Source organism: Rhodanobacter sp. BL-MT-08, assembly GCF_054161255.1.
Genome location: NZ_CP167872.1, coordinates 1,071,870 through 1,093,600, shown reverse-complemented (window position 1 = coordinate 1,093,600; position 21,731 = coordinate 1,071,870). Strand labels below are relative to the sequence as shown.

The window sequence follows — 21,731 nt, the reverse complement described above, 5'->3', positions numbered from 1 at the left end:
GATCGTTTGATGACAAGCCGCCCTTCGGGCTGACAGTCCGCACCCCCTCTGTCATTATCGACCGCTGACGCCATCGGGGATGGCGGCCACGATCAATACCCTTGTTGCCAGGAGATTCCATGTCCGCATCCCATTCGATTCGCCGCGACGTCGGCCCGATGGCCCTGATGTTTACCGGGCTGGGCTCGATCATTGGCTCCGGCTGGCTGTTCGGCGCGTGGAACGCGGCCAAGCTGGCGGGTCCCGGCGCGATCTGGGCGTGGGTGCTGGGCGCGGCGATCATCATGACGATTGCGCTGACGTACGCCGAGCTGGGCGCGATGTTTCCCGAGTCCGGCGGCATGGTGCGTTACGGCCATTATTCGCATGGCTCGCTGGTCGGCTTTATCGCGGGCTGGGCCAACTGGATCGCGATCGTCTCGGTGATCCCCGTCGAAGCCGAAGCCTCGGTGCAATACATGTCGGGCTGGAAGTGGGGCTGGGCGCAGGATCTTTACGTGGTGACTGCAGGCAAGGGCGAGCTGAGCCACGCAGGTCTCGGCATCGCCGCGGTGCTGGTGGTGATGTATTTCCTGCTGAACTTCTGGAGCGTGAAACTGTTCGCGCGCTCCAACACGGTCATCACGGTGATCAAGCTGATCATCCCGGCCGCTACCGGCGTCGCGCTGATCGCCAGCGGCTTCCATCGCGAAAACTTCTCCGTCGGCTTCGACGGCGGCAGCCATACCAACGACTTCGCGGCCATCCTCACGGCTGTCGCCACCGCCGGCATCGTTTTCAGCTTCAACGGCTTCCAGAGTCCGGTGAATCTCGCCGGCGAGGCGCGCAATCCGGGCAAGAGCATTCCGTTCGCCATCATCGGCGCAATCGTGCTGGCCACGATCGTCTATGTGCTGCTGCAGGTAGCCTACCTCGGTTCGGTGCCGCAGGCGATGCTGGCCAAGGCCGGCTGGCACGGCATCAACTTCAGCTCGCCGTTCGCGGAGCTGGCGGTGATCGTCAACCTCAACTGGCTGGCAATCCTGCTGTACGCCGACGCGTTCGTCAGCCCCAGCGGCACCGGCATGACGTACACCGCCTCGACCGCGCGGATGATCTACGGCATGGAGCGCAACGGCACGCTGCCGAAAATTCTTGGCCATGTCGACCCGAAGTCTGGCGTGCCGCGGCCGGCGATGTGGCTGAATCTGGTGGTGTCGTTTTTGTTCCTGTTCTTTTTCCGCGGCTGGGACTCGCTGGCCGCGGTGATCTCGGTGGCCACGATCATTTCCTATCTCACCGGCCCGGTCAGTGTGATGACCCTGCGCCGCACCGCACCCGAGCTGCATCGTCCGTTTCGCCTGATCGGTTTGCCGATCATCGCCGGCATCGCGTTCATCATGTCGGCCGAGCTGCTGTACTGGGCCAAGTGGCCGCTGACCGGCAAGATCATCCTGCTGATCGTGGTGGCACTGCCGATATATCTTTACTACCAGTACAAGAGCGGCTTCCACGATTTCGGCCGACAGATGAAGGGCGCCTGGTGGCTGGTGTTCTACCTGATTTCCCTGGCGGTGGTCTCCCTGATCGGCAGCAGCAAGTTCGGCGGAATGGGTTACCTGCCCTACGGCTGGGATCTGGCCGTGGTCGCGGTGATCGGCCTGGTGTTTTTCCTGTGGGGCGTGAAGTCCGGCTGGCGCACGCCGTCGGTCGAGGCGGCGCGCGAGGAAGCGCGGGACGCCTGAGTCAAGCTCCTTCCGCTCGGCCACGCGAAGCGATGCGATACGAAACGCGGGCAAACAGAAGCGTGCCTGATGCGTTTGTGTCTGACTGACGAGGCAGATCGGCCACTTTGTCGGTGACGCGTCGAATATCACGCAAACTTCGGACATCAGAGGCAGACGCGGCTAGGGAGATCGGCGTGGAACGATTGATGAGATTCGCGCTGGTTTGGCTCGCGCTCAACAGCATCGCGTGCGCCCCTGCCGCGCTCGCCGATTCGTCTGCGACCACGCCGCGCGTGCCGGCAGACGAAAAGATCAACAACTGCAACCAGGGCCTGGAACAGATTCTTCCCGGCGACTATTACGCCTGCGAAGCGCGCTTTTACTTCCAGAACGGCCACAACTCGCGCGGCGCTGAGGAACTGGAGGAAGCGGCATATTGGGCCAACAAGGATGCGCAGTTTGCGCTGGGCCTGATGTACTTCAACGGCGACATTCAAGGGATCCCGGCCAACCGTCCGCTGGCGCTGGCATGGTTTGCCTTGGCGGCCGAACGAAACGACTTCGACCATCAACGATCCTATGCCATCGCCCGCGCCAAAAGCAGCGCGCAGGACATTCAGGCCTCCGAAGTGCTGCTGAAAAAAATGACGCCGAAGTACGGCGATAAATTCGCCGGCCTGCGTGCGATGCGCCGGTTCAATCACGAAATTGCTCCGCTGGAAGATGCGGCCAATACCGGTGGCATTGTTTATCTCAGGGGCTATTCGCCGTTTCCCGAAGATGCCAACACCGTGGTCACTCAGCTGCACGCGGAGGCCGATAAGGCGTTCCAGGGTCTGATTGGTACGGTTACGGTCGGGCCGCTGCAGATTCGGTAGCCTGCGGTCCGTAGGTTGGCGGTGAGCGCAGCGAACCCCAACGACATGATTCCTACACGTTGGGGTTCGCTGCGCTCACCGCCAACCTACGCGTACAGCAACATGATCAGCAAAGCGCGAGCACGTCGCCCAGCAGCGCCTGCGCCGTCACTTCCGGCCCGGCACCGGGCCCCTGGATCACCAGCGGCTGGGTGTTGTAGCGCAGGGTGGTGAGGGCGAACTGATTGTCGGTGCCGTAGAGCCTAGCCGCGGGGTGCGTCGCCGGCACTTCGGCGATGCCGACGCGGGCCTTGCCGCGCTGATTGAGGCGGGCGAGGAAGCGCAGCACGTTGCCCTTGGCTTTCGCTTCGGCGTAGCGGGCGGCGAGCGGCTCGTCCAGTTCGGTCAGCCGTGCGAGAAACTGTTCGGCCGATATCGCTCGCAGCGCTTCGGGCACGAGGCTTTCCACCTGAACCTCGTCGACGCCCAATGCGAACCCGGCGTTCCGCGCGATGATCAGCAGCTTGCGTGCGACGTCGTCGCCGGAGAGATCGGAGCGCGGATCGGGTTCGGTGTAGCCCAGCCGTCGGGCTTCCAGCAGCAGGCTGGAAAACGGCCGGCTGCCGTCGTACTGGTTGAACAGCCAAGATAACGAACCGGAAAACACGCCTTCCAGCGTGAGCAGGCTGTCGCCGCACTGGCGCAGCCGGCGCAAGGTCGAGAGCACCGGCAGGCCGGCGCCGACGGTCGCCGCATCGCCGTAGCGCGCGCCGTGCGCGGTCGCCGCCTGCAGCGCACGCCAGCCGGACAGTTCGCCACCGGCCAAGGCCTTGTTGGCGGTGACCACGTGATACCCGCTCGCCAGCCATTCGGCATGACGCGACGCCAGCGACGTATTGGCGGTGGCGTCGACGATGACCTTGTGCGGCACGCCGCTGGCATCGAGCGCGGCCAGCAGCAAGGCGTCGTCACGCGCATCACCGTGGTTGTTCAACTGCTCGCGCAGCGTACGGCTGGCGAGGCTGGCCGCGTCGGTGTGCTGGCGGCGAGAGTTGGCCGCGCCGACCAGCCGGATGCTCGCAGCGGCCGGCGTGTTGAGCAGCTTGAGCAAGGCGCCGCCAACAACGCCTGTGCCAAGCAGCACGATGCCTGTCGTCGCCCCTGCCGCAGAAGCCAGCGAAGGTTTCAAGCCCGCGACCGGCGCGACCACCGCCGAACTCATGCTTGGACCCGGCCGGCAGCGACGGCACGCGCTGACTGGCTCGCCAGCGCATGTGCCCGGGTCAACCCGGCATCGATATCACGCAGCAGGTCGTCGCCATCCTCGATACCGACCGAAAGGCGCAGCAGGCTGTCCGCGATGCCGGCGGCGTGGCGCGCCTCGGGCGCCATCGACGCGTGCGTCATCGAGGCCGGATGGGCAATCAGGCTCTCGACACCGCCCAGTGATTCGGCCAGCGAGAAATATTCCAGCCCGTCAACAAAGGCTTCGATCTGGCTCACGTCGCCTTCCAGCTCGAAGCTGAGCATGGCGCCAAAGCCCTGCTGCTGGCGGGCGGCCAACGCGTGGCCCGCGTGGTTTTTCAGGCCCGGATAATAGACCTTGCGTACGGCCGCATGGCCGTCCAGATGGCTGGCGATGCGCTCGGCGTTTTCCTGGTGCTGGCGCAGACGGACGGCCAGCGTGCGCAGGCCGCGCAAGGTGAGGTAGCTGTCGAACGGCGCGCCGGTGAGGCCGTTGCAGTTGGCCCACCATTTCAGCTGGTCGTAGACGGCCGCATCTTTCGCTACCGCCGCACCACCGACCACGTCGCTGTGGCCGTTGATGTACTTGGTGGTCGAATGCACGACCACGTCCGCACCGAGCAGCAGCGGCTGCTGCAGCGCGGGCGAAAGAAAGGTGTTGTCGACCACCAGCAGCGCGCCGGCGGCGTGCGTGGCCTGCGCCACGTGGCGGATATCGGTGATGCGCAGCAGCGGGTTGGACGGCGTCTCCACCCACACCAGCGCCGGCTTCTTGGCGAGGCCGGCGGCCAGCGCGGTGCTGTCGGTCAGGTCGACAAAGTCCACCGTGAAGCGGCCCTTTTTTGCCCACGCATCAAGCAGGCGCCAGGTGCCGCCGTAACAGTCGTGTGCCGCCAGCACGTGGCCACCGGCCGGTACCAGCTCCAGCACCAGCGCTACGGCCGACATGCCGCTGGACGTGACTACCGCACCGGCGCCCTGCTCCAGCTCGGCCAGCGCATTGCCCAGCAGATCGCGGGTCGGGTTGCCGCTGCGCGAATAGTCGTAGGCGCGCTTGCGGCCAAAGCCCTCGAAGCTGTAGTTGCTCGACAGATGCAGCGCAGGCACCACGGCACCGTGCTGGGTATCGGTTTCAATGCCGGCACGGACCGCGGTGGTACAGGGGGAGCATTTGCTCATGGAAATCTCCGAAACCGTTTTTTGATATGTGTCTAAAGAAAGAGGGGTTTGGCGCGATCAGCCCGCGTCGATCAGGTCAGCGCGCCGCGCAGCAGCGGCGCCAGCTGTTCGGGTTCCTTCAGGAAGGCGTCGTGACCGTACGGCGAGTCGACCACTTCCAGCGTGGCCGACCCCTGCAGGCGCGTCTGCAGCTCGCACAGATCGGACAGCGGCACCAACCGGTCGGACGGAAAGCCGATCAGGGTCGAGCGCACTGGCACCCGCTCGGGCGACACGTCATGCAGGTCGATCGATTCGGACAGCGCCAGAAAGCGGTCCGCATCGAAATGCTCGACGAAGCGGCGGCCGGCGTGCTCCAGGTAATCCTCGACCGGAAAATGGAAGCGGCCATCGCGGAACTCCGGGCCACCGGCAAAGCGCTTGCCGAACTCGGTGCTGCCGCGGTACGTGGTCATGGCCAGCTGACGCGCCAGCGACAGCGCCTCGTTCACCTGGCCGCTGGCCTGGCCCATGCGCACGATGCCGCGCTGCACGCTGCGCTGCGCGGTGGCCAGCGGATGCGGACGATGCGCGCCAGCCAGCAGCACCAGCCGATCGACTGCGTGCGGATGGCGCGCCGCAAACGCCAGACCGACCATCGCGCCGTAGGAAGAGCCGACAAAGGCGTGCGCCTGCGGCACGTTCAGCGACTGCAGCAGGGCGGCCAGCGCATCGGCCTGATCCTCGCTGGAGATGGCATGGGCACCCAGTTCAGCCGGGCTCAGCCAGTCGATCGACAGCACGCGCCACTGGTTGAGATCGATAGCCGCGCCAGCCCCGACCAGCGGCTGCCACCAGCCCGGCGCCGCGTCGCGATCCAGCGTCACCACGTCGCGGTCGGCCGAAATACCGCCCTGCACGATCAGCGTGGGCGCGTCCGGCGCACCGGTCCACGCATAGCGCACGTCACCCTCGACCGCTTCGCTGCCGTACTTCGGCGTCAGCGTGACGCGGCGCATGCTGCGCCGAACGGTCAGGCTGGGGCGATGGCGCAGCGGCGCCAGGATCGCATCGATCGCGGCGTGGGCGCTGGTGGTGGCCAGGGTTTCGGGCGGGCAGGTCATGGCATCTCTCCAGTCGGCATCGTCCTGCGAAGGGCCGGAGAGGTCGTCATGCGTGAAATCGTCAGCAAAGCGCTGCGAGACATGACGCCCATCTTCCGGATTGGCGCCAGATGGCGCTTCCGCAGGAATTAGCACCGTTGCGGAAACGTTCCGCAGGTTGCCCCGGCTTCAATGGGCCTGTCCCTCAGCCGGTCTCGATGAGTGGATCGACAGTAAAGGCTGGTCCTTTTGTTGTCAATAGACGTCTAAACATCTAAACGTATAAACCGTTGATCATGCCTACATACCGCCTTACGACCGCCGACGCCACACTTCGCCAGGGCGCATGCGATGACGCGCTGCTGAAGCAAATGCGCGCAGCTGCCGCTCGCAGCCCGCTGGCGTGACCCATTCGCTCTAAACTGGCCTCCGGAATCCAGCCACTGACGACGCCAGCTCATGACCCATCACCCGAACTTCGCCAGCGCCATCGGCCGCACGCCGCTACTGCGCCTGCGCCACGCCTCGGAACTCACCGGCTGTGAGGTGTTGGCCAAGGCCGAGCTGATGAACCCGGGCGGCTCGATCAAGGACCGCACCGCGCTGGGCCTGCTGCAGGACGCGCGCCATCGCCAGCTGATCCGCGCCGGCGGCACCATTGTCGAAGGCACCGCCGGCAATACCGGCATCGGTCTGGGCCTGCTCGGCGCCAGCCTCGGCTACCGCACGATCATCTTCATGCCCGAAACGCAGAGCCGCGAAAAGATCGACGCGCTGCGCATCACTGGTGCCGAAGTGCGGCTGGTGCCCGCCGTGCCTTACAAAGATCCCAACCACTACGCCCATCAGGCTCGCGCACACGCCGAAGCGCTGAACGCCGCCGACCCCGGCAGCGCGTGGTTCGCCAATCAGTTCGACAACACGGCCAATCGCGACTTCCATGAAGCAACCACAGGCGTCGAAATATGGGAGCAGACGGACGGCCGCATCGACGGCTTCATCTGCGCGTCGGGCACCGGCGGCACCCTGGCGGGCGTGGGTCGTGCGTTGAAAGCGCGCAACCCCGGCGTACGAATTGCGCTGGCCGACCCGACGGGTTCGGCGCTGGCCAGCTACGTCAACACCGGCGAACTGGTCGCCAGCGGCAATTCGATCAGCGAGGGTATCGGCTCCAGCCGCGTCACCGCCAACTTCGACGGCGCGCCGATCGATCTGGCCTGGTCGATACCGGACGATGAATCGATCCCGCTGGCGCATCGGCTGCTGCACGACGAAGGCTGGTGCGTCGGCGGCTCCAGCGGCGTCAACGTGGCCGGCGCGATTCGGCTTGCGCGCGAGCTGGGCCCGGCCCACACCGTGGTAACGATTCTCTGCGACGCCGGCACGCGCTATCAGGCCAAGCTGTTCAATCCGGGCTTTCTGCGCGAAAAGAATATTCCGGTACCGGCGTGGCTGGATGCCGCGTTTCCTGGCTGATAGAGCACATGCATCGACCGCTCCGGATATCGGCGCACCTGCGCCTGCTGGTAACGTAACGGCATGACGACTCAATCCGATCTGTCCGCCCTGCACGCCCGGCTGCAGGGTGAGGGCTTTGCCTTTCTCGGCGCCGAGACCATGAATGGATTGCTGGACGATCCGCGCTCGCTGCCGGACTGGCAGGCATTCACCGAAAGCTGGAACGATCTGGCGCCCGACGCCTACCTAGCCGCCAAGGGGCGCAAGCGCCGGCGCCGCCACGCCACGTTCGAAATCAGTGCCGAAGGCGATATCACCCGCAATCCGCAGCAGCCGCATGTGCAAACGCTTCAGCACAACAAGCTGCAGGGCGGCATCGAGCGATGGTTCGTGCCGATCCGGCCGAAGATCACCGACGGCCCCAGCTTTCGCCGCATTATTGCGTTCAGCCATGCGCTGTTCGGCTCGCTGGCGCCGCGCGTGGCGCGCTGGCACGTCGAGGTGCATCAGTTCCGCATCGAGGCCAGCATCGGCGAGGCCGGCGAACCGACCCCCGAAGGCGTGCACCGCGACGGCGTGGACTACGTGCTGGTGCTGCTGATCGACCGTACCAATATCGAAAGCGGCATTACCACCATCCACGGCGGCAACGGCGACCTGCTCGGCAGCTTCACCCTGACCCACGCGCTGGACGCGGCCCTGGTCGACGACGCCAAGGTCAGCCACGGGGTGACCGCGGTGACGCCGTTCGATCCGACCAAGCCGGCGCATCGCGACGTGCTGGTGGTGACGTTCAAGGCGGCGGTTTAAGCCTGCCTGTCGGCGAACCCGCAGCACCACAACACCCGCGTAACCGCGGATGGGCTAGGCTGGTAGCCACATCTCTCGTCTGGCTGCCCCATGTCCTTCGATTTATCGCATCGCAGGACGACCGCCGCCGCGGATTTGCCCGACGCCCCGTCCGAACGCCTGAAGTTCAGCGGCGACAACCGCTTTCATCGCGAGCTGCGTCGCCGCGTCGACGCGCAGTTCAGGGACAGCGGCACCCGCCAGCGCGACAGCGCGGCGATGTTTCTGAAAACCGCCGTCATCCTGGCCGCGTTTGCCGCCAGCTATATTGCGCTGGTGTTTTTTGCCGACAACGGATGGCAGGCACTCGCGATCAGCGTGGTGCTCGGCACAGCGGTGGCCGGCATCGGCTTCAACGTGATGCACGACGGCGGCCATCAGGCGTATTCGGATCGGCGCTGGGTCAACCGGCTGATGGCGCTGACGCTCGATCTGGTCGGCGGCAGCTCGTACATCTGGCAGTGGAAGCACGCGCGCTTTCACCATACCTGGGTCAATGTTGCCGGGCACGACAGCGACATCGATCTGGGCGTGCTGGGGCGACTGTCGCCGGAGCAGCCCTGGCGGCCCTGGCATCGCTGGCAGCACCTGTATCTGTGGGTGCTGTACGGAGTCACCGCCATTCGCTGGCACGTCTACGGCGATTTTCGCGACATGATCACCGGTACGGTCGGCGAGCGCCCGTTCGATCGGCCGCGTAGGTGGGATCTGGCGGGCTTTGTGATCGGCAAGCTGGTGTTCTTTATGCTGGCGTTTGGACTGCCGCTGTTCTTTCACTCGATCGGTGCGGTGCTGTTGTTCTATACAACCACCTCCGCCGTGGCCGGCGTGCTGCTGGCGCTGGTGTTCCAGATGGCGCACGTGGTCGAAGAAGCCGACTTTCCCGCACCTAACACCGCGAGCCGACAGATGGACACGCCGTGGGCGATTCACCAGCTGGAGACCACGGTGGATTTTTCGCGCGATAGCCGCGTGCTGAGCTGGCTGATCGGCGGACTCAATTTTCAGATCGAGCATCACCTTTTTCCGCGCATCTCGCACGTGCATTACCCGGCCGTGGCGCGCGTAGTCGAGGCCACCTGTCGAGAATATGGCATCACTTACCGCACGCACCGCAGCTTTGCCGCGGGCATCGCCTCGCACTATCGCTGGCTGCGGCGGCTGGCCACGCCAGTAGTTGATGTTCGGCCGGTGCTGGCGCCGGTTGCTCCGGTGTCGCGTTGAACTAGTGATCGACGGATTTGCGATAGGCTGATCCGGCTGCGACACTGGCCGACACGATCACCGCCGCAGCCGGCGAACGTCGCCACCCCGGGAAGCTCATGTCCGTCGCCGCCACCGTCGTCACTGCCATCATCGCGTTGCTGCACGTGTATTTCCTGGTGCTGGAAATGTTTTTGTGGACCAAGCCAGCCGGCCGCCGCGCCTTTGGCCTCACCGCGGAGTTTGCCCAGCAGTCGAAAGCGCTGGCGGCGAATCAGGGGCTGTACAACGGCTTCCTCGCCGCAGGACTGATCTGGGGCCTGAGCCTTGGCGTCGCCGGCTTCGGTGTAAAAACATTCTTTCTCGCCTGCGTGCTGGTGGCCGGCATCTTCGGCGGCCTCACGGTCAGCCGGAAGATTCTGTGGATCCAGGCGCTGCCGGCGCTGATTGCTTTGCTGCTTTTGCATCTGGGTTGATCGTGTCACTTCGTCAACAACTTTCCCTAGGGTTCGACACCGTGCCTGCCACCACGCGCGAAGCCGTCGGCACACGCTACGACATCCACCTGATGCAACACGCTCGCGACAAAAGCTGGGCGGCGCTCCACGGTATCCGCGCGCGTATGCGCCCCGGCATTTCCGAAGACGAGGCGCGAGTGGAAGCGGCCAACGTCTTTCGCGAGCTGGGCACGGAACGACTCTGGCATCCGGTACTGATCCGCATCGGCGCCAACACCACCAAGACGTATCGGCAAAAATCCGATCCGACCGTGCGGCTGGGCGAAAACGACAGCTACTTCATCGACCTTGGCCTGGTGTTCAACGGCCACGAAGGCGATGTGGGCGATACCTTTACGGTGGGCGATGCGCCGCTGCAGCAGGCCTGCGCCGACGCGGCGCGCGCGCTGTTCCACGAGGTTGCCGACGCGTGGCGAAATCAAGGTTTGAGCGGCCGGGCGCTGTATGCCTATGCCGACGAACGCGCCGAGGCGCTGGGCTACCGTCTCAACCACGCCACCAAAGGCCATCGCGTCAGCGACTTTCCGCACGCGATCCACAAGGGCGGCGACCTCGACGCGCTGGAGGCCACGCCGGCGAGCGGGCTGTGGATTCTGGAAATCCAGATCGCGCACCCCACCGAGCCCTTTGGCGCGTTCTACGAGGATCTGCTGCTGTCGGCAGGCGTTGCATAAAAAGGCGTGCGTCAAGGCAAGTCATGAAAATTCTGGTCTTCGGCAACTCCGGCTCCGGCAAAAGCACCTACGCCAAGGCAATGGCCGAGCGGCACGCACTGGCTCATCTGGATCTGGACACGATCGTATGGGAGTCCGGACAGGTCGCCGTGCCGCGTGCAGTCGCCGATGTCGATCGCTCGCTGCAGGGGTTTCTCCACACCCATCCGCGCTGGATCATCGAAGGCTGCTATGGCGAACTTGTCGCCGCCGCGGCGCCACACGCCGACGAGCTGGTGTTTCTCAATCCCGGTCGTGAGGCCTGCCTGGCCAACAACCGGAGACGGCCATGGGAACCGCACAAGTACGCCTCGGTCGAGGCGCAGAACGCGATGCTGGAAAATCTGCAGGCTTGGGTTACTGGATACTACGTACGCCGCGACGACTGGTCGTACCAACGGCACCGACATATCTTCGATGCACGTAAGGGAGCAAAGCACGAGTACGCGTCACTGCCGCTATGGATTGCGGACTTGATTCGCGCTAACACTCGCCCGTCGATCTGAGCAACACGCTTGACTCATCATTCATTATGGATGTATAGACGTCCATATGGCCTTTATTGTGCAGACCAGCATCGCAGCGGAGTCGAGTGGCGCAAGCCGCTTTGGCCCGTATGGATGGCCGTGCGTCAATGACGGGCGATGTTTGCGGAGGTAGCTGCCTTTCCTCGGGCAAACCTCAAGCCAGCCCCTCATAAACGCACTGCGAACAACGCCATGACCCTGACCCAGCTGCGCCATCTCGTCGCGATCGTCGATTGCGGACTCAATATCTCCTTGGCCGCCGAGCGCGTACACGCGACCCAGCCCGGGCTGAGCAAGCATCTGCGCCATCTGGAGGAGGAACTCGGCTTTCCGATGTTCAACCGGCGCGGGCGCAATCTGGAAAGCCTTACCCACGTCGGCGGCCGCGTGCTGGAAAGTGCCCGCATGATCCTGGCCGAAGTGGATTCGATCCGCTCGGTGGTCGCCACCATGCATGGCGTGACGCGCACCATGCTGCGCATCGCCACCACGCATACGCAGGCGCGTTTTGCCCTGCCGCCAGCCATCGGCGTGCTGAGTCAGCGCTTTCCCAACCTGAGCGTGCATCTGCAGCCTACGGCCGACGCCCTGCTGCTCGACGTGCTGGACAGCGACGGCGCGGACATCGCTATCGTCAGCACATCGGGCGGGCCGCCGAAGACCAACGGCCTGGCGCTGCCGGCCTACCGCTGGCACCGCGTCGCCCTGGTGCCGCGCGAACACGCCTTTGCCCAGCTCACGCGGCCGCTGACGCTGGTCGAGCTGGCCGGAGTGCCGCTGATCAGCTACGACTCGTCGCTGAAAGCGGATTCGTCGCTGCGGCAGATCTTCGAGACGGCGGGCCTGCACCCGCAGATCGCCATGACCGCCGGCGACGCCGACCTCATCAAAACCTACGTCAACGCCGGCATGGGCGTGGGCATTCTGGCCGAGATGGCGCTGCAGCCGGCGGATGCGGAGCACCTGCGCGCATTGCCGGCCGATCACCTGTTTCCGACCTGCACCACGTGGATCGTGCTGCGGCGTGAAAGCCCGCTGCGCGAGCAGGCCCTGGAGTTCGTGGCGCAGTTCGCGCCGCATCTGGATCGGGGCCAGGTCACCCAGGCGCTGGCCAGCGGCGTCAACTTTGCCGGCCAGTGGCCAGCCACGCCATTCTGGCACCTGCCCGGGTCGGCATCGCCCCAGGTAGTGCCGTTTCCGGCACGCGGATCGCAGCGGTAAACCTGCGACGGCCTCGCCTCGTCCCCGGGCGGTCCGCAGGCAAGCCTGTGCGGCCGGCGAAGCGTCTGGCCCGCCCAACCGATGGCGCTCTTGGCTTGCCAAAAAGGCCGCCCCAGCGGGCCATATCGGGTGCCTGCACGCATGAAAATCGGCCGAATCACAATTCGGACCCGAAAACACGCTAAAATCATGAGTTAGCCGCTGCCGATCTTCGCCGGCGATGCCTTTGAACCGGATTCAAGGCACGCCCTATGAAGCGCGGCCGTGAGGCGGACGGCCCCGTGCGGCCCGCCGATCGACGTTATTTACCCAACGATTACTCATCCAACCACGCTCGACATTTCGGAAACCAGGTCATGGCCAGAAACAAACCACTCACCCTTTATCGCAACATCGGCATCATTGCGCATATCGATGCGGGCAAGACCACGACGACCGAGCGTGTTCTGTACTACACCGGCAAGAAGCACCAGATCGTCGACGTGCACGACACGAAAGACGGCAAGGGCTCGACCACGACCGACTACCTCGAGCAGGAGCGCAAGCGTGGTATCACCATTCAGTCGGCCGCCGTGTCGACCGAGTGGAAGGGTCACCAGATCAACGTGATCGACACCCCGGGACACGTGGACTTCACCATCGAAGTGAACCGCTCGCTGCGCGTGCTCGATGGCGCCGTGGTGGTGTTCGACGGCGTGGCGGGCGTGGAGCCGCAGACCGAGACCAACTGGCGCCTGGCCGACCAGTACAACGTGCCGCGCGTGTGCTACATCAACAAGATGGACCGCATCGGCGCGAGCTTCGCGCACTGCGTCAAGGGCATCCGCGAGCGCCTCGGCGCACCGGCGCTGCTGTGCCAGATTCCGCTGGGCAGCAGCGACGAGTTCTGCGGCATGGCCGACCTGGTCGCCAACGTGGCCTATATCTGGGCGTCGGACGACAAGGACAGCAAGTGGGAAACCGTTTCGTTTGAGGAAGCCAAGGCTCGCCTGAAGTTCGGCTCCACCGTCGACAACGACTGGATCGATCAGCTGCCGAAGCTGCGCGAAGAAATGCTGGAAACCGCACTGGCGATGGACGACGACGCTTTCGAGCAGCTTATCAACACCGGCGAGCACGATCCGGCGAAGCTGAAGGAATGCATCCGCAAGGGCTGCGTCACCGGCAAGCTGGTGCCCGTGTTCTGCGGCTCCTCGTACAAGAACAAGGGTGTGCAGCAGCTGCTGGACGCCGTGGTCGACTACATGCCCTACCCGGGCGAGAACGGCGGCATCTCGATGGTCGACGAGGACGGTAACGTCATCGGCGAGCAGGAAGTGCGCGACGACGCACCGGCGCGCGCGCTGGCGTTCAAGGTCATCAACGACCAGTTCGGCACCCTCACCTTCTGCCGCGTCTACTCGGGCGTGATCAAGAAGGGCGACACGCTGCAGAACGTCACCCGCGGCAAGAAAGAGCGCGTGGGCCGTATCGTGGAAGTGCAGGCCAATGCGACCAAGGAAATCGACGAAGTGCGCGCCGGCGACATCTGCGCGTTCGTGTCGATGAAGGACACCGAGACAGGTGACTCGCTGAGCGATCCGGCCCACCCGGCTCTGCTCGAGCGCATGCGCTTCCCGGATCCGGTGATCAGCGTGTCGGTCGAGCCGAAGACGCGCAACGACGTCGACAAGATGTCCACCGCGCTCTACAAGATGGTCAAGGCCGATCCGTCGCTGCGCATGGAAGTGGACAAGGAAACCGGCCAGACCGTGCTCAAGGGCATGGGCGAGCTGCATCTGGAAATCACCCTGGATCGCATGCGCACCGAGCTGGGCGTAGACGCCAACATGGGCAAGCCGAAGGTCAGCTTCCGCGAAGCGTTCGGCCAGACCGTCGAGCACACCTACACCCACAAGAAGCAATCCGGCGGTTCGGGCCAGTTCGCTGAAGTGAAGATTATCTTCGAGCCAGGCGAGTCCGGCTCGGGCGTGGTGTTCTCCGACGAAGTGGTCGGTGGCCGCATCCCGCGCGAATACATCCCGGCCGTGCAGCACGCCATCGAAGTCGAGTCGCGCCAGGGCCAGGTCGCCGGCTACGAAGTGCTGGATTTCAAGGCACGCCTGATCGACGGCAAGTACCACGACGTCGACTCTTCGGCGCTGGCCTTCGAAATCGCCGCGCGCGCGTGCTTCCGCGAGGCACAGAAGATGTCCAAACCGAAGCTTCTCGAGCCGATCATGGCCCTGGAAGTGGTCACCGAAGCGACCTATCTCGGCGACGTCATCGGCGACATCAACCGTCGTCGCGGCAGCATCTCCGACCAGGGCCAGAAGGGCATGTCGGCCTTCGTGCAGGGCTTCGTGCCGCTGTCTGAAATGTTCGGCTACATCAACTTCCTGCGTTCGGCCACCAGCGGCCGCGGCAACTTCACCATGATCTTCGATCATTACGAAGAAGTGCCGGCCAGCATGGTCGAGAAGCTGATGGAGAAGGAAGCGAAGTAAGCTTCTTTTTCCATGGCGCGCTTACCTGAGGGTCAGTGCGCTATTCAAAGAACCCGGGGAGCGATCCTCGGGTTCTTTTTTGTCTGGTCGACGCGTAGGTTGGTGGTGAGCGCAGCGAACTCCAACAAGCCAGCCGGCCCTATGTTGGGGTTCGCTGCGCTCACCGCCAACCTACGTGGGCTTTGCTCCTGGCCGCGGGCTGATCCGCGGTATCATTACGGGTTGACGCTCCAGCCGACCTGCCCGCATGTCTTCGCATCTCCAAGAAACCCGCCGCCGCCGCACGTTTGCCATCGTCAGCCATCCTGACGCGGGCAAGACCACGCTGACGGAAAAGTTGCTGCTGTTCGGCGGCGCGATCCAGATGGCCGGCTCGGTGAAGGGCCGCAAGGCCGCCCGCCACGCCACGTCAGACTGGATGGCGCTTGAAAAGGAGCGCGGCATTTCGGTGACCTCTTCGGTGATGCAGTTCCCGTACGAGGGCAAGATCGTCAACCTGCTCGACACACCTGGCCATGCGGACTTTTCCGAAGACACCTATCGCGTGCTGACCGCGGTGGATTCGGCGCTGATGGTGATCGATTGCGCCAAGGGCGTGGAGGAACGCACGATCAAGCTGATGGAGGTGTGCCGCCTGCGCGACACGCCGATCATGACCTTCATCAACAAGCTCGACCGCGAGGGCCGTTCGCCGATCGAACTGCTGGACGAAGTGGAATCGGTGCTGGGCATCGCCTGCGCGCCGCTGACCTGGCCGATCGGCATGGGCAAGCGGCTGAAGGGCGTATATCACCTGCTGCTGGACGAAGTGCACGTGTTCGAGCCGGGCAAGAATTTCACCCGCCAGGACTCGACCATCTTCAAGGGTCTCGATGCGCCCGGCCTGCTGGAAAAGATCGGCGACGAGGCGATGCGCGAGCTTCGCGAAGAGCTCGAACTCGTGCAAGGCGCCGCACCGTCGTTCGATATGGACGAATACCTCGCCGGCCGGCAGACGCCGGTGTTTTTCGGCTCGGCGGTGAACAACTTCGGCGTACAGCTGCTGCTGGATTTTTTCGTCGAGAACGCGCCCTCGCCGCGGCCCCGCGCCACACTTACGCGTGAGGTGGAACCGGAGGAAGAAAAGCTCAGCGGCTTCGTGTTCAAGATCCAGGCGAACATGGACCCGGCGCATCGCGACCGCGTCGCCTTCATGCGCGTGTGCTCGGGCACTTATACCGCCGGCATGAAAATGGTGCAGACGCGGACCAACAAGGAGGTGCGCATCGCCAACGCGCTGACCTTTATGGCCAGCGACCGCGAGATCGTCGAAACCGCCTACCCCGGCGACGTGATCGGCCTGCACAACCACGGCACCATCACCATCGGCGACACGTTTACCGAGGGCGAATCGGTCAATTTCACCGGTATCCCGAACTTCGCGCCGGAGCTTTTCCGCCGCGCGCGCCTGCGCGATCCGCTGAAGATGAAGGCGCTGCAGAAGGGCCTGGCCCAGCTCAGCGAGGAAGGCGCTACACAGTTTTTCCGACCGGTGATGAGTAACGACCTTATCCTGGGCGCGGTCGGCGTGCTGCAGTTCGACGTGGTGGCCTATCGCCTTAAGGACGAATACAACGTCGACGCCAGCTTCGAGCCGGTCACCGTCACCACCGCGCGCTGGGTGCACTGCGACGACGAAAAGGTGATGGCCGAATTCCGCGAAAAGAACGCAATGAACCTCGCCATCGACGGCGCCGGTGAGCTGGTCTATATCGCACCGACGAGGGTCAACCTGCAGCTGGCGCAGGAGCGCTGGCCGCAGGTGCGCTTTGCCAATACGCGCGAACACGCCGCGGCGGTGGTCGCTTAAACGCTTCTTTTGATCCGCGGCGCCGAGCACTCGGAGCGATTTTCCGGGCCTTGGGTTTCATTGCAAAACCCACTCTCCGCACGCCGGCGACGAGAACGGTACGAACGGCGCCGCGCGAACACGTGAGGCATCGACCCTCACCCGGGATTGCCATGCAGACCACGCCGCTTGCCTTTTCCACGCCGCCCGATGCACCGCGCTGGCAGCGCTGGCTGGTGTTTTCTGCAGCCGCACGGATCGTCTTTTTCGCAGCGATGCTGTTTGCCGTCGGCTTTATCATCCACATCGCGCTGGGACTATTGGGCTGGGCGCCAAAAGCAGCCTCACCGCTGAAGCTGGCGCTAGTCACACTCAGCCTGCAACTGCTGCCGGCATTGATCGCCTATCTGTTGCTCGTCAAACTGATCGAATGCCGCCGCATGCGTGAATTCGCGATGGCAACGCTACCTACTTCCGGCATCACCGGCCTAGCGACGGGCGCAGCACTCTTCTGCATCGTCGTCGGCGTACTGTGGTTGTGCGGCGCATACCACGTCATCGGCATCAACCCGAACGTGAACTGGCTGCCGCAGCTGCTGGTGGCCGGCATGGGTGCCGGCATTGGCGAGGAGATCGTGATGCGTGGCGTGCTGTTTCGCATCGTCGAGGAAGGTTGCGGCACGTGGATTGCCGTCGCGGTGTCGGCGCTGTTTTTCGGCGGCGCACATATTTTCAACCCCGGCGCCACGCTGTGGAGTTCGACGGCCATTGCCGTCGAGGCGGGCGTGATGCTGGCCCTGCTGTATCACGTGACCCGCTCGCTGTGGGCATGCATGGGCCTGCACGCCGGCTGGAACATCATGCAGGGCACGGTGTACGGCATCCCTGTTTCCGGCAGCACGGTCGATGGCTGGCTAATTTCCTATCGCACGGGACCGGCGTGGCTCAGCGGTGGCGCGTTCGGTGCCGAAGCATCGGTGGTGGCGCTGCTGGTGTGCTCGCTGTTCACGGCAACCCTGCTGATCGTGGTGCAACGGCGGGATTCCATCGTGCCGTTGCGCCGCCGGCACGGAGGTCCTGCCGCGCCGGTATAGCGGCCGGGCGCCACGCTATGGCGGGGCCGTGACAACGGCTACTCTGTCGTACGCGGACCATCGCCACGGTGGCTGCCAACGATTGCTCCTGAACCCTGACGGCCAGCGCATGCCAGCGACACACCCCCCATCATCGAAGCAGTCATGGCTGGCCAATCAGCCCTTGCAGCGCAAGATCGCACTGGGCATCGGCCTGCTGCTGGCGCTGTTTCTGCTGACCAGTGCAGTGACGATGAGCTCGCTGCGAGAGCAGCAGGATGATCGGCAGTGGACAACCCATACCTACGAAGTGCTGCTGGCCATCGGTGACGTGCGTCGCGCAGCGCAGACGGCGCAGATTGGCGCCCGCGGCTACCTGCTGTTTCAGCGCCCTGACCAGCGCGCAATGTTCGAGAACGGCAATAAAGACCTCTTCGCGCACCTCGCCCAGATGCGCCAGCTGACCTCGGACAACGCGATCCAGCAGTCGCGCATCGGCACCATCGAAGCCATGGCGACCCGCTGGCAGCAGGAATTCACCGCCAACGCGCTCAACCCGATGTCCCAGCTCGCCATCAGCGATCCGGCAGCGGCCGCGCTCGAGCGCCAGCGTATCCAGTCGAATTATCTGGAGCGTCGCACCGTCACCATCGAGGACGTCCAGGGCGTGCTCGACCGCATGGTGGCGGAGGAAAACCAGCTGCTCAGCGTGCGCAGCCAGCGCCTGGATGCGTCGCTGCGCACTACCCGCATCACCAGCATCGTGGCGGCATTGCTCGGGCTGCTGCTAGGCTTCACCATCGTGCGCCTGACTTCACGACTGGTGACGCGACCGCTGCGGCGGCTCACCGATTTGATGGCGCGGCTGTCCGACCACGATCACGACTTCGAGATCCGCCGGCTGAACCGGCAGGACGAGATCGGCAAGATCGCTCGCGGTCTGCAGGTGTTCAAGCAGATGGCCATCGACACGCAGTCGCAAACGTGGCTCAAGACGCAGGTCAGCGGCATTTCGCACCGGCTGCAGGAGGCGACCACGCATCGCGAGTTTGCCCAATGGCTGACCAGCGAGCTTGTGCCGCTGTTCAACATGGGCGTGGGCCTGTTTTATTCCTTCGACGAGACGCGCTTTCGACTCGACCTGCTCGGCAGCTACGGCCTGCGGCTGGGCAACCCGACCGCAGACAGCTACATACCGGGCGAAGGCCTGGTGGGTCAGTGCGCGATCGAGCGCAAGCCGATATTCGTGAACGACGTGCCGGCCAACTATGTGCGCATCGATTCGGGCAGCGGTGAAGCGCTGCCAAACACCGTCGTCATTCTGCCGGTGCTGTTCCGCGACCGGCTGATCGGCGTGATCGAGATGGCCGGCTTTACGGCCATCGATCCACTGCACCAGCAGCTGCTCGACGAGCTGTTGCCGATCGTGGCGCTGACCCTGGAAAACCTCAACCGCGCGGTCAGGACGCAGGATCTGCTCGAGCGCACGCAGGAACAGGCCGACGAGCTCCGTCTGTCCGAGCTGGTGATGCGCCAGCAGAAAGATGTGCTGCGCGAAAACAACGACGCGCTGCAGGCCAAGACGGTGGAGCTCGAAGAGCAGTCCGAAAGGCTGATCGCCTCCGAAGAAGAGCTGCGCGTGCAGGCCGAAGAGCTGCAGGCCTCGAACGAGGAACTGCGCGAGAAAACCGACAGCCTCAACCGGCAGAAACGCGTGCTGGAGGATCTGCAGCTGGAGACCCAGGAAAAGGCCGAGGAGCTTGCGCGCGCCAGCCAGTACAAATCCGAATTCCTGGCCAACATGTCGCACGAGCTGCGCACGCCGCTGAACAGCCTGCTGATCCTGTCGCGCAGCCTGTCGGACAACGACACCGGCAATCTCGACGAGGAGCAGATCGAATCGGCGCGGATCATTCACGACTCCGGCACCAGCCTGCTGCACCTGATCAACGACATCCTCGACCTGTCCAAGATCGAAGCCGGCAAAATGGAGCTGATGATCGACGAGCTGCCGCTGGCCGACCTGCAGCGCCGGCTGATGCGCACCTTTGTGCATGTGGCTGAAAAGAAGCAGCTGGGCTTCACCGCCGACATCGACCCTGACCTGCCAGCCGTTCTGCGCACCGATGGTGCCAAGCTCGAACAGATCGCCAACAATCTGCTCAGCAACGCATTCAAGTTCACGGCCACAGGCAACGTTGGCGTGCGCATCGGCCGCCCGCACGCCGAGCTGGCTGTGCCGAACGACCTGGCCGGGCAACCGCTGATCGCCATCAGCGTCACCGATTCGGGCATCGGCATTCCGGCCGACAAGTTTCAGCACATCTTCAACGCGTTCGAACAGGTCGACGCAGGTACCAGCCGTCAGTTTGGCGGCACCGGCCTGGGTCTGGCCATTTCGCGCAGGATGAGCCAGTTGATGGGCGGCGATATCGTGCTGCAGAGTGAACCCGGTCGCGGCAGCTGTTTTACGGTGCTGCTGCCGGAAACGCCGCCGGACGATGTCGGCGACGCCATCGAGAACCTGCCGCGCACCGCCGTGTCGGCCCTCGCTCGTACGGGCTCACCGCATTTGCTGCCCGATGACATCGACGACGACCGACGCGCGATTCAGCCCGGCCAGACCACCATTCTGGTGATCGAGGACGATGCCGCCTTCACCCGCATCCTGATCGACATGATTCACCGCAAAGGCTACCGCGCGCTGGCCGCGAGCAACGGCGAGGACGGCCTGCAGCTCGCGCGCGAGCATCACCCCACCGGCATTCTGCTGGACGTGATGCTGCCGATGATGGACGGCTGGACGGTGATGGACCGCCTCAAGGCGGATGCCGCCACGCGCGCGATCCCGGTGCATTTCATCTCCGCCACCGACGAGGCCACCCGCGGGCTGGAGCTAGGCGCCGTGGGGTTTCTCACCAAGCCGGTAAGCCGCGAATCGATCACGGCGGCGTTCGAGAAGCTGCTGCATTTTGCGGAGGGCCATCAGCGCCATCTGCTGATCGTCGACGATGAGGCCGACTCACGCACGGCGGTACGCACCATGCTGCGCGCCGACAATGTGCTGATCGACGAAGCCGCTTCGGCCGAGGAGGCGCTGGAGAAAACCGCCACCACCCGCTACGACTGCATCGTGCTGGACCTGGGCCTGCCCGGCATGTCCGGGCTGGAGCTGCTCGAGCACCTGTCCACGGCGTCCGAAGGCGTGCCGCCGGTGGTGGTGTATTCCGGCCGCGACCTCAGCCGCGAGGAAAACCTGCTGCTGCGGCAGTACACCGACTCCATCGTGATCAAGGGCGCCCGCTCGCCGGAGCGCCTGCTCGATGAGGTCAGCCTCTTCCTGCACAGCATCCAGCATGCGCCCCGGCGTCTGGCGAACGGCGGCAACGCGCTGGCCAGCGCCGAGATGACCGGCCGGCGCGTGCTGCTGGTGGACGACGACATGCGCAACCTGTTTGCGCTGTCCAAGGTGCTGCGCAGTTGGGGCCTGGTGGTTACCATGGCGCAGGACGGCCAGAAGGCGCTCAGAGCGCTGGCCGATGACGAAGCACCGGAGCTTGTGCTGATGGATATCATGATGCCGGTCATGGACGGTTATGACACCATGCGGGCCATCCGCGCGCAGCCGCGATTCGCCCGCCTGCCGATCATTGCGCTCACCGCCAAGGCGATGCGCGGCGACCGCGAGAAATGCATCGAGGCCGGTGCCAGCGACTATCTTTCCAAACCGATCGACATCGACAAGCTCGCCTCGATGATTCGCGTCTGGTTGCAGCGATGAACGCG

The 21,731-nt window shown here is 64.4% G+C and carries 16 protein-coding genes and 1 riboswitch; of the genes, 13 read left to right on the top strand and 3 right to left on the bottom strand.

Annotation, left to right across the window (positions count from 1 at the left end; all coding sequences use genetic code 11):
* The first annotated feature begins 119 nt into the window (after positions 1-119).
* The gene (locus ACDK93_RS04545; protein ID WP_458071404.1) at positions 120-1,724 is read left to right on the top strand and encodes an APC family permease; all 1,605 of its coding nucleotides are present in this window, start codon (positions 120-122) and stop codon (positions 1,722-1,724) included.
* A 188-nt stretch (positions 1,725-1,912) separates the two neighbouring features.
* Complete coding sequence (locus tag ACDK93_RS04540) at positions 1,913-2,584, top strand: hypothetical protein (RefSeq protein WP_458071403.1); 672 nt, start codon at positions 1,913-1,915, stop codon at positions 2,582-2,584.
* A gap of 106 nt (positions 2,585-2,690) precedes the next feature.
* Here the strand turns inward: ACDK93_RS04540 and ACDK93_RS04535 are convergent, their stop codons facing one another.
* The 3 genes from ACDK93_RS04535 to metX form a co-directional block, all read right to left on the bottom strand.
* Positions 2,691-3,785 carry a homoserine dehydrogenase gene (locus ACDK93_RS04535; RefSeq protein WP_458071402.1) on the bottom strand — a complete coding sequence of 365 codons (1,095 nt, stop codon included), beginning with the start codon at positions 3,783-3,785 and terminating at the stop codon, positions 2,691-2,693.
* A complete protein-coding gene (metB, locus tag ACDK93_RS04530; RefSeq protein ID WP_458071401.1) occupies positions 3,782-4,987 on the bottom strand; it encodes a cystathionine gamma-synthase in 1,206 nt (401 codons plus the stop codon). The genes ACDK93_RS04535 and metB overlap by 4 nt, the downstream gene beginning before the upstream one ends.
* A 71-nt stretch (positions 4,988-5,058) precedes the next feature.
* Positions 5,059-6,090, bottom strand: coding sequence for a homoserine O-succinyltransferase MetX (gene metX, locus ACDK93_RS04525; RefSeq protein ID WP_458071400.1), 1,032 nt, complete (start codon positions 6,088-6,090; stop codon positions 5,059-5,061).
* 85 nt (positions 6,091-6,175) lie between these two features.
* Positions 6,176-6,294, bottom strand: a riboswitch (SAM riboswitch).
* A gap of 234 nt (positions 6,295-6,528) precedes the next feature.
* On the opposite strand from metX, the gene ACDK93_RS04520 reads away from it, so the two are divergent.
* The 11 genes from ACDK93_RS04520 (at position 6,529) to ACDK93_RS04470 (ending at position 21,726) form a co-directional block, all read left to right on the top strand.
* Positions 6,529-7,545, top strand: coding sequence for a cysteine synthase A (locus tag ACDK93_RS04520; RefSeq protein WP_458071399.1), 1,017 nt, complete (start codon positions 6,529-6,531; stop codon positions 7,543-7,545).
* Positions 7,546-7,608: 63 nt separating this feature from the next.
* On the top strand, positions 7,609-8,337 hold the full coding sequence (locus tag ACDK93_RS04515) for a 2OG-Fe dioxygenase family protein (RefSeq protein WP_458071398.1): 729 nt from the start codon (positions 7,609-7,611) through the stop codon (positions 8,335-8,337).
* 90 nt (positions 8,338-8,427) lie between these two features.
* The gene (locus ACDK93_RS04510) at positions 8,428-9,600 is read left to right on the top strand and encodes a fatty acid desaturase family protein (RefSeq protein WP_458071397.1); all 1,173 of its coding nucleotides are present in this window, start codon (positions 8,428-8,430) and stop codon (positions 9,598-9,600) included.
* Positions 9,601-9,698: 98 nt separating this feature from the next.
* On the top strand, positions 9,699-10,055 hold the full coding sequence (locus tag ACDK93_RS04505) for a DUF1304 domain-containing protein (RefSeq protein WP_458071396.1): 357 nt from the start codon (positions 9,699-9,701) through the stop codon (positions 10,053-10,055).
* A 41-nt stretch (positions 10,056-10,096) separates the two neighbouring features.
* On the top strand, positions 10,097-10,771 hold the full coding sequence (locus tag ACDK93_RS04500) for a M24 family metallopeptidase (RefSeq protein WP_458071395.1): 675 nt from the start codon (positions 10,097-10,099) through the stop codon (positions 10,769-10,771).
* A 23-nt stretch (positions 10,772-10,794) separates the two neighbouring features.
* Positions 10,795-11,316: a shikimate kinase gene (locus tag ACDK93_RS04495; RefSeq protein WP_458071394.1), complete on the top strand. Its 522-nt coding sequence runs from the start codon at positions 10,795-10,797 to the stop codon at positions 11,314-11,316.
* Positions 11,317-11,529: 213 nt separating this feature from the next.
* Positions 11,530-12,558 (top strand): LysR substrate-binding domain-containing protein, encoded by a 1,029-nt coding sequence (locus ACDK93_RS04490; protein WP_458071393.1) that lies wholly within the window; start codon positions 11,530-11,532, stop codon positions 12,556-12,558.
* Between the two features lie 356 nt (positions 12,559-12,914).
* A complete protein-coding gene (fusA, locus tag ACDK93_RS04485) occupies positions 12,915-15,044 on the top strand; it encodes an elongation factor G (RefSeq protein ID WP_458071392.1) in 2,130 nt (709 codons plus the stop codon).
* Between the two features lie 247 nt (positions 15,045-15,291).
* Positions 15,292-16,893, top strand: coding sequence for a peptide chain release factor 3 (locus ACDK93_RS04480; protein ID WP_458071391.1), 1,602 nt, complete (start codon positions 15,292-15,294; stop codon positions 16,891-16,893).
* A gap of 152 nt (positions 16,894-17,045) precedes the next feature.
* Positions 17,046-17,966: a CPBP family intramembrane glutamic endopeptidase gene (locus ACDK93_RS04475; RefSeq protein ID WP_458071390.1), complete on the top strand. Its 921-nt coding sequence runs from the start codon at positions 17,046-17,048 to the stop codon at positions 17,964-17,966.
* Between the two features lie 109 nt (positions 17,967-18,075).
* Complete coding sequence (locus ACDK93_RS04470; protein ID WP_458071389.1) at positions 18,076-21,726, top strand: response regulator; 3,651 nt, start codon at positions 18,076-18,078, stop codon at positions 21,724-21,726.
* The last annotated feature ends 5 nt before the right edge of the window (positions 21,727-21,731 follow it).

Excerpts from the sequence above, each read along its gene's own strand:
- ACDK93_RS04545 (WP_458071404.1), top strand. The coding sequence starts at position 120 with ATGTCCGCATCCCATTCGATTCGCCGCGACGTCGGCCCGATGGCCCTG.
- ACDK93_RS04540 (WP_458071403.1), top strand. The coding sequence starts at position 1,913 with ATGAGATTCGCGCTGGTTTGGCTCGCGCTCAACAGCATCGCGTGCGCC.
- ACDK93_RS04535 (WP_458071402.1), bottom strand. The coding sequence starts at position 3,785 with ATGAGTTCGGCGGTGGTCGCGCCGGTCGCGGGCTTGAAACCTTCGCTG.
- metB (WP_458071401.1), bottom strand. The coding sequence starts at position 4,987 with ATGAGCAAATGCTCCCCCTGTACCACCGCGGTCCGTGCCGGCATTGAA.
- metX (WP_458071400.1), bottom strand. The coding sequence starts at position 6,090 with ATGACCTGCCCGCCCGAAACCCTGGCCACCACCAGCGCCCACGCCGCG.
- ACDK93_RS04520 (WP_458071399.1), top strand. The coding sequence starts at position 6,529 with ATGACCCATCACCCGAACTTCGCCAGCGCCATCGGCCGCACGCCGCTA.
- ACDK93_RS04515 (WP_458071398.1), top strand. The coding sequence starts at position 7,609 with ATGACGACTCAATCCGATCTGTCCGCCCTGCACGCCCGGCTGCAGGGT.
- ACDK93_RS04510 (WP_458071397.1), top strand. The coding sequence starts at position 8,428 with ATGTCCTTCGATTTATCGCATCGCAGGACGACCGCCGCCGCGGATTTG.
- ACDK93_RS04505 (WP_458071396.1), top strand. The coding sequence starts at position 9,699 with ATGTCCGTCGCCGCCACCGTCGTCACTGCCATCATCGCGTTGCTGCAC.
- ACDK93_RS04495 (WP_458071394.1), top strand. The coding sequence starts at position 10,795 with ATGAAAATTCTGGTCTTCGGCAACTCCGGCTCCGGCAAAAGCACCTAC.
- ACDK93_RS04490 (WP_458071393.1), top strand. The coding sequence starts at position 11,530 with ATGACCCTGACCCAGCTGCGCCATCTCGTCGCGATCGTCGATTGCGGA.
- fusA (WP_458071392.1), top strand. The coding sequence starts at position 12,915 with ATGGCCAGAAACAAACCACTCACCCTTTATCGCAACATCGGCATCATT.
- ACDK93_RS04480 (WP_458071391.1), top strand. The coding sequence starts at position 15,292 with ATGTCTTCGCATCTCCAAGAAACCCGCCGCCGCCGCACGTTTGCCATC.
- ACDK93_RS04475 (WP_458071390.1), top strand. The coding sequence starts at position 17,046 with ATGCAGACCACGCCGCTTGCCTTTTCCACGCCGCCCGATGCACCGCGC.
- ACDK93_RS04470 (WP_458071389.1), top strand. The coding sequence starts at position 18,076 with ATGCCAGCGACACACCCCCCATCATCGAAGCAGTCATGGCTGGCCAAT.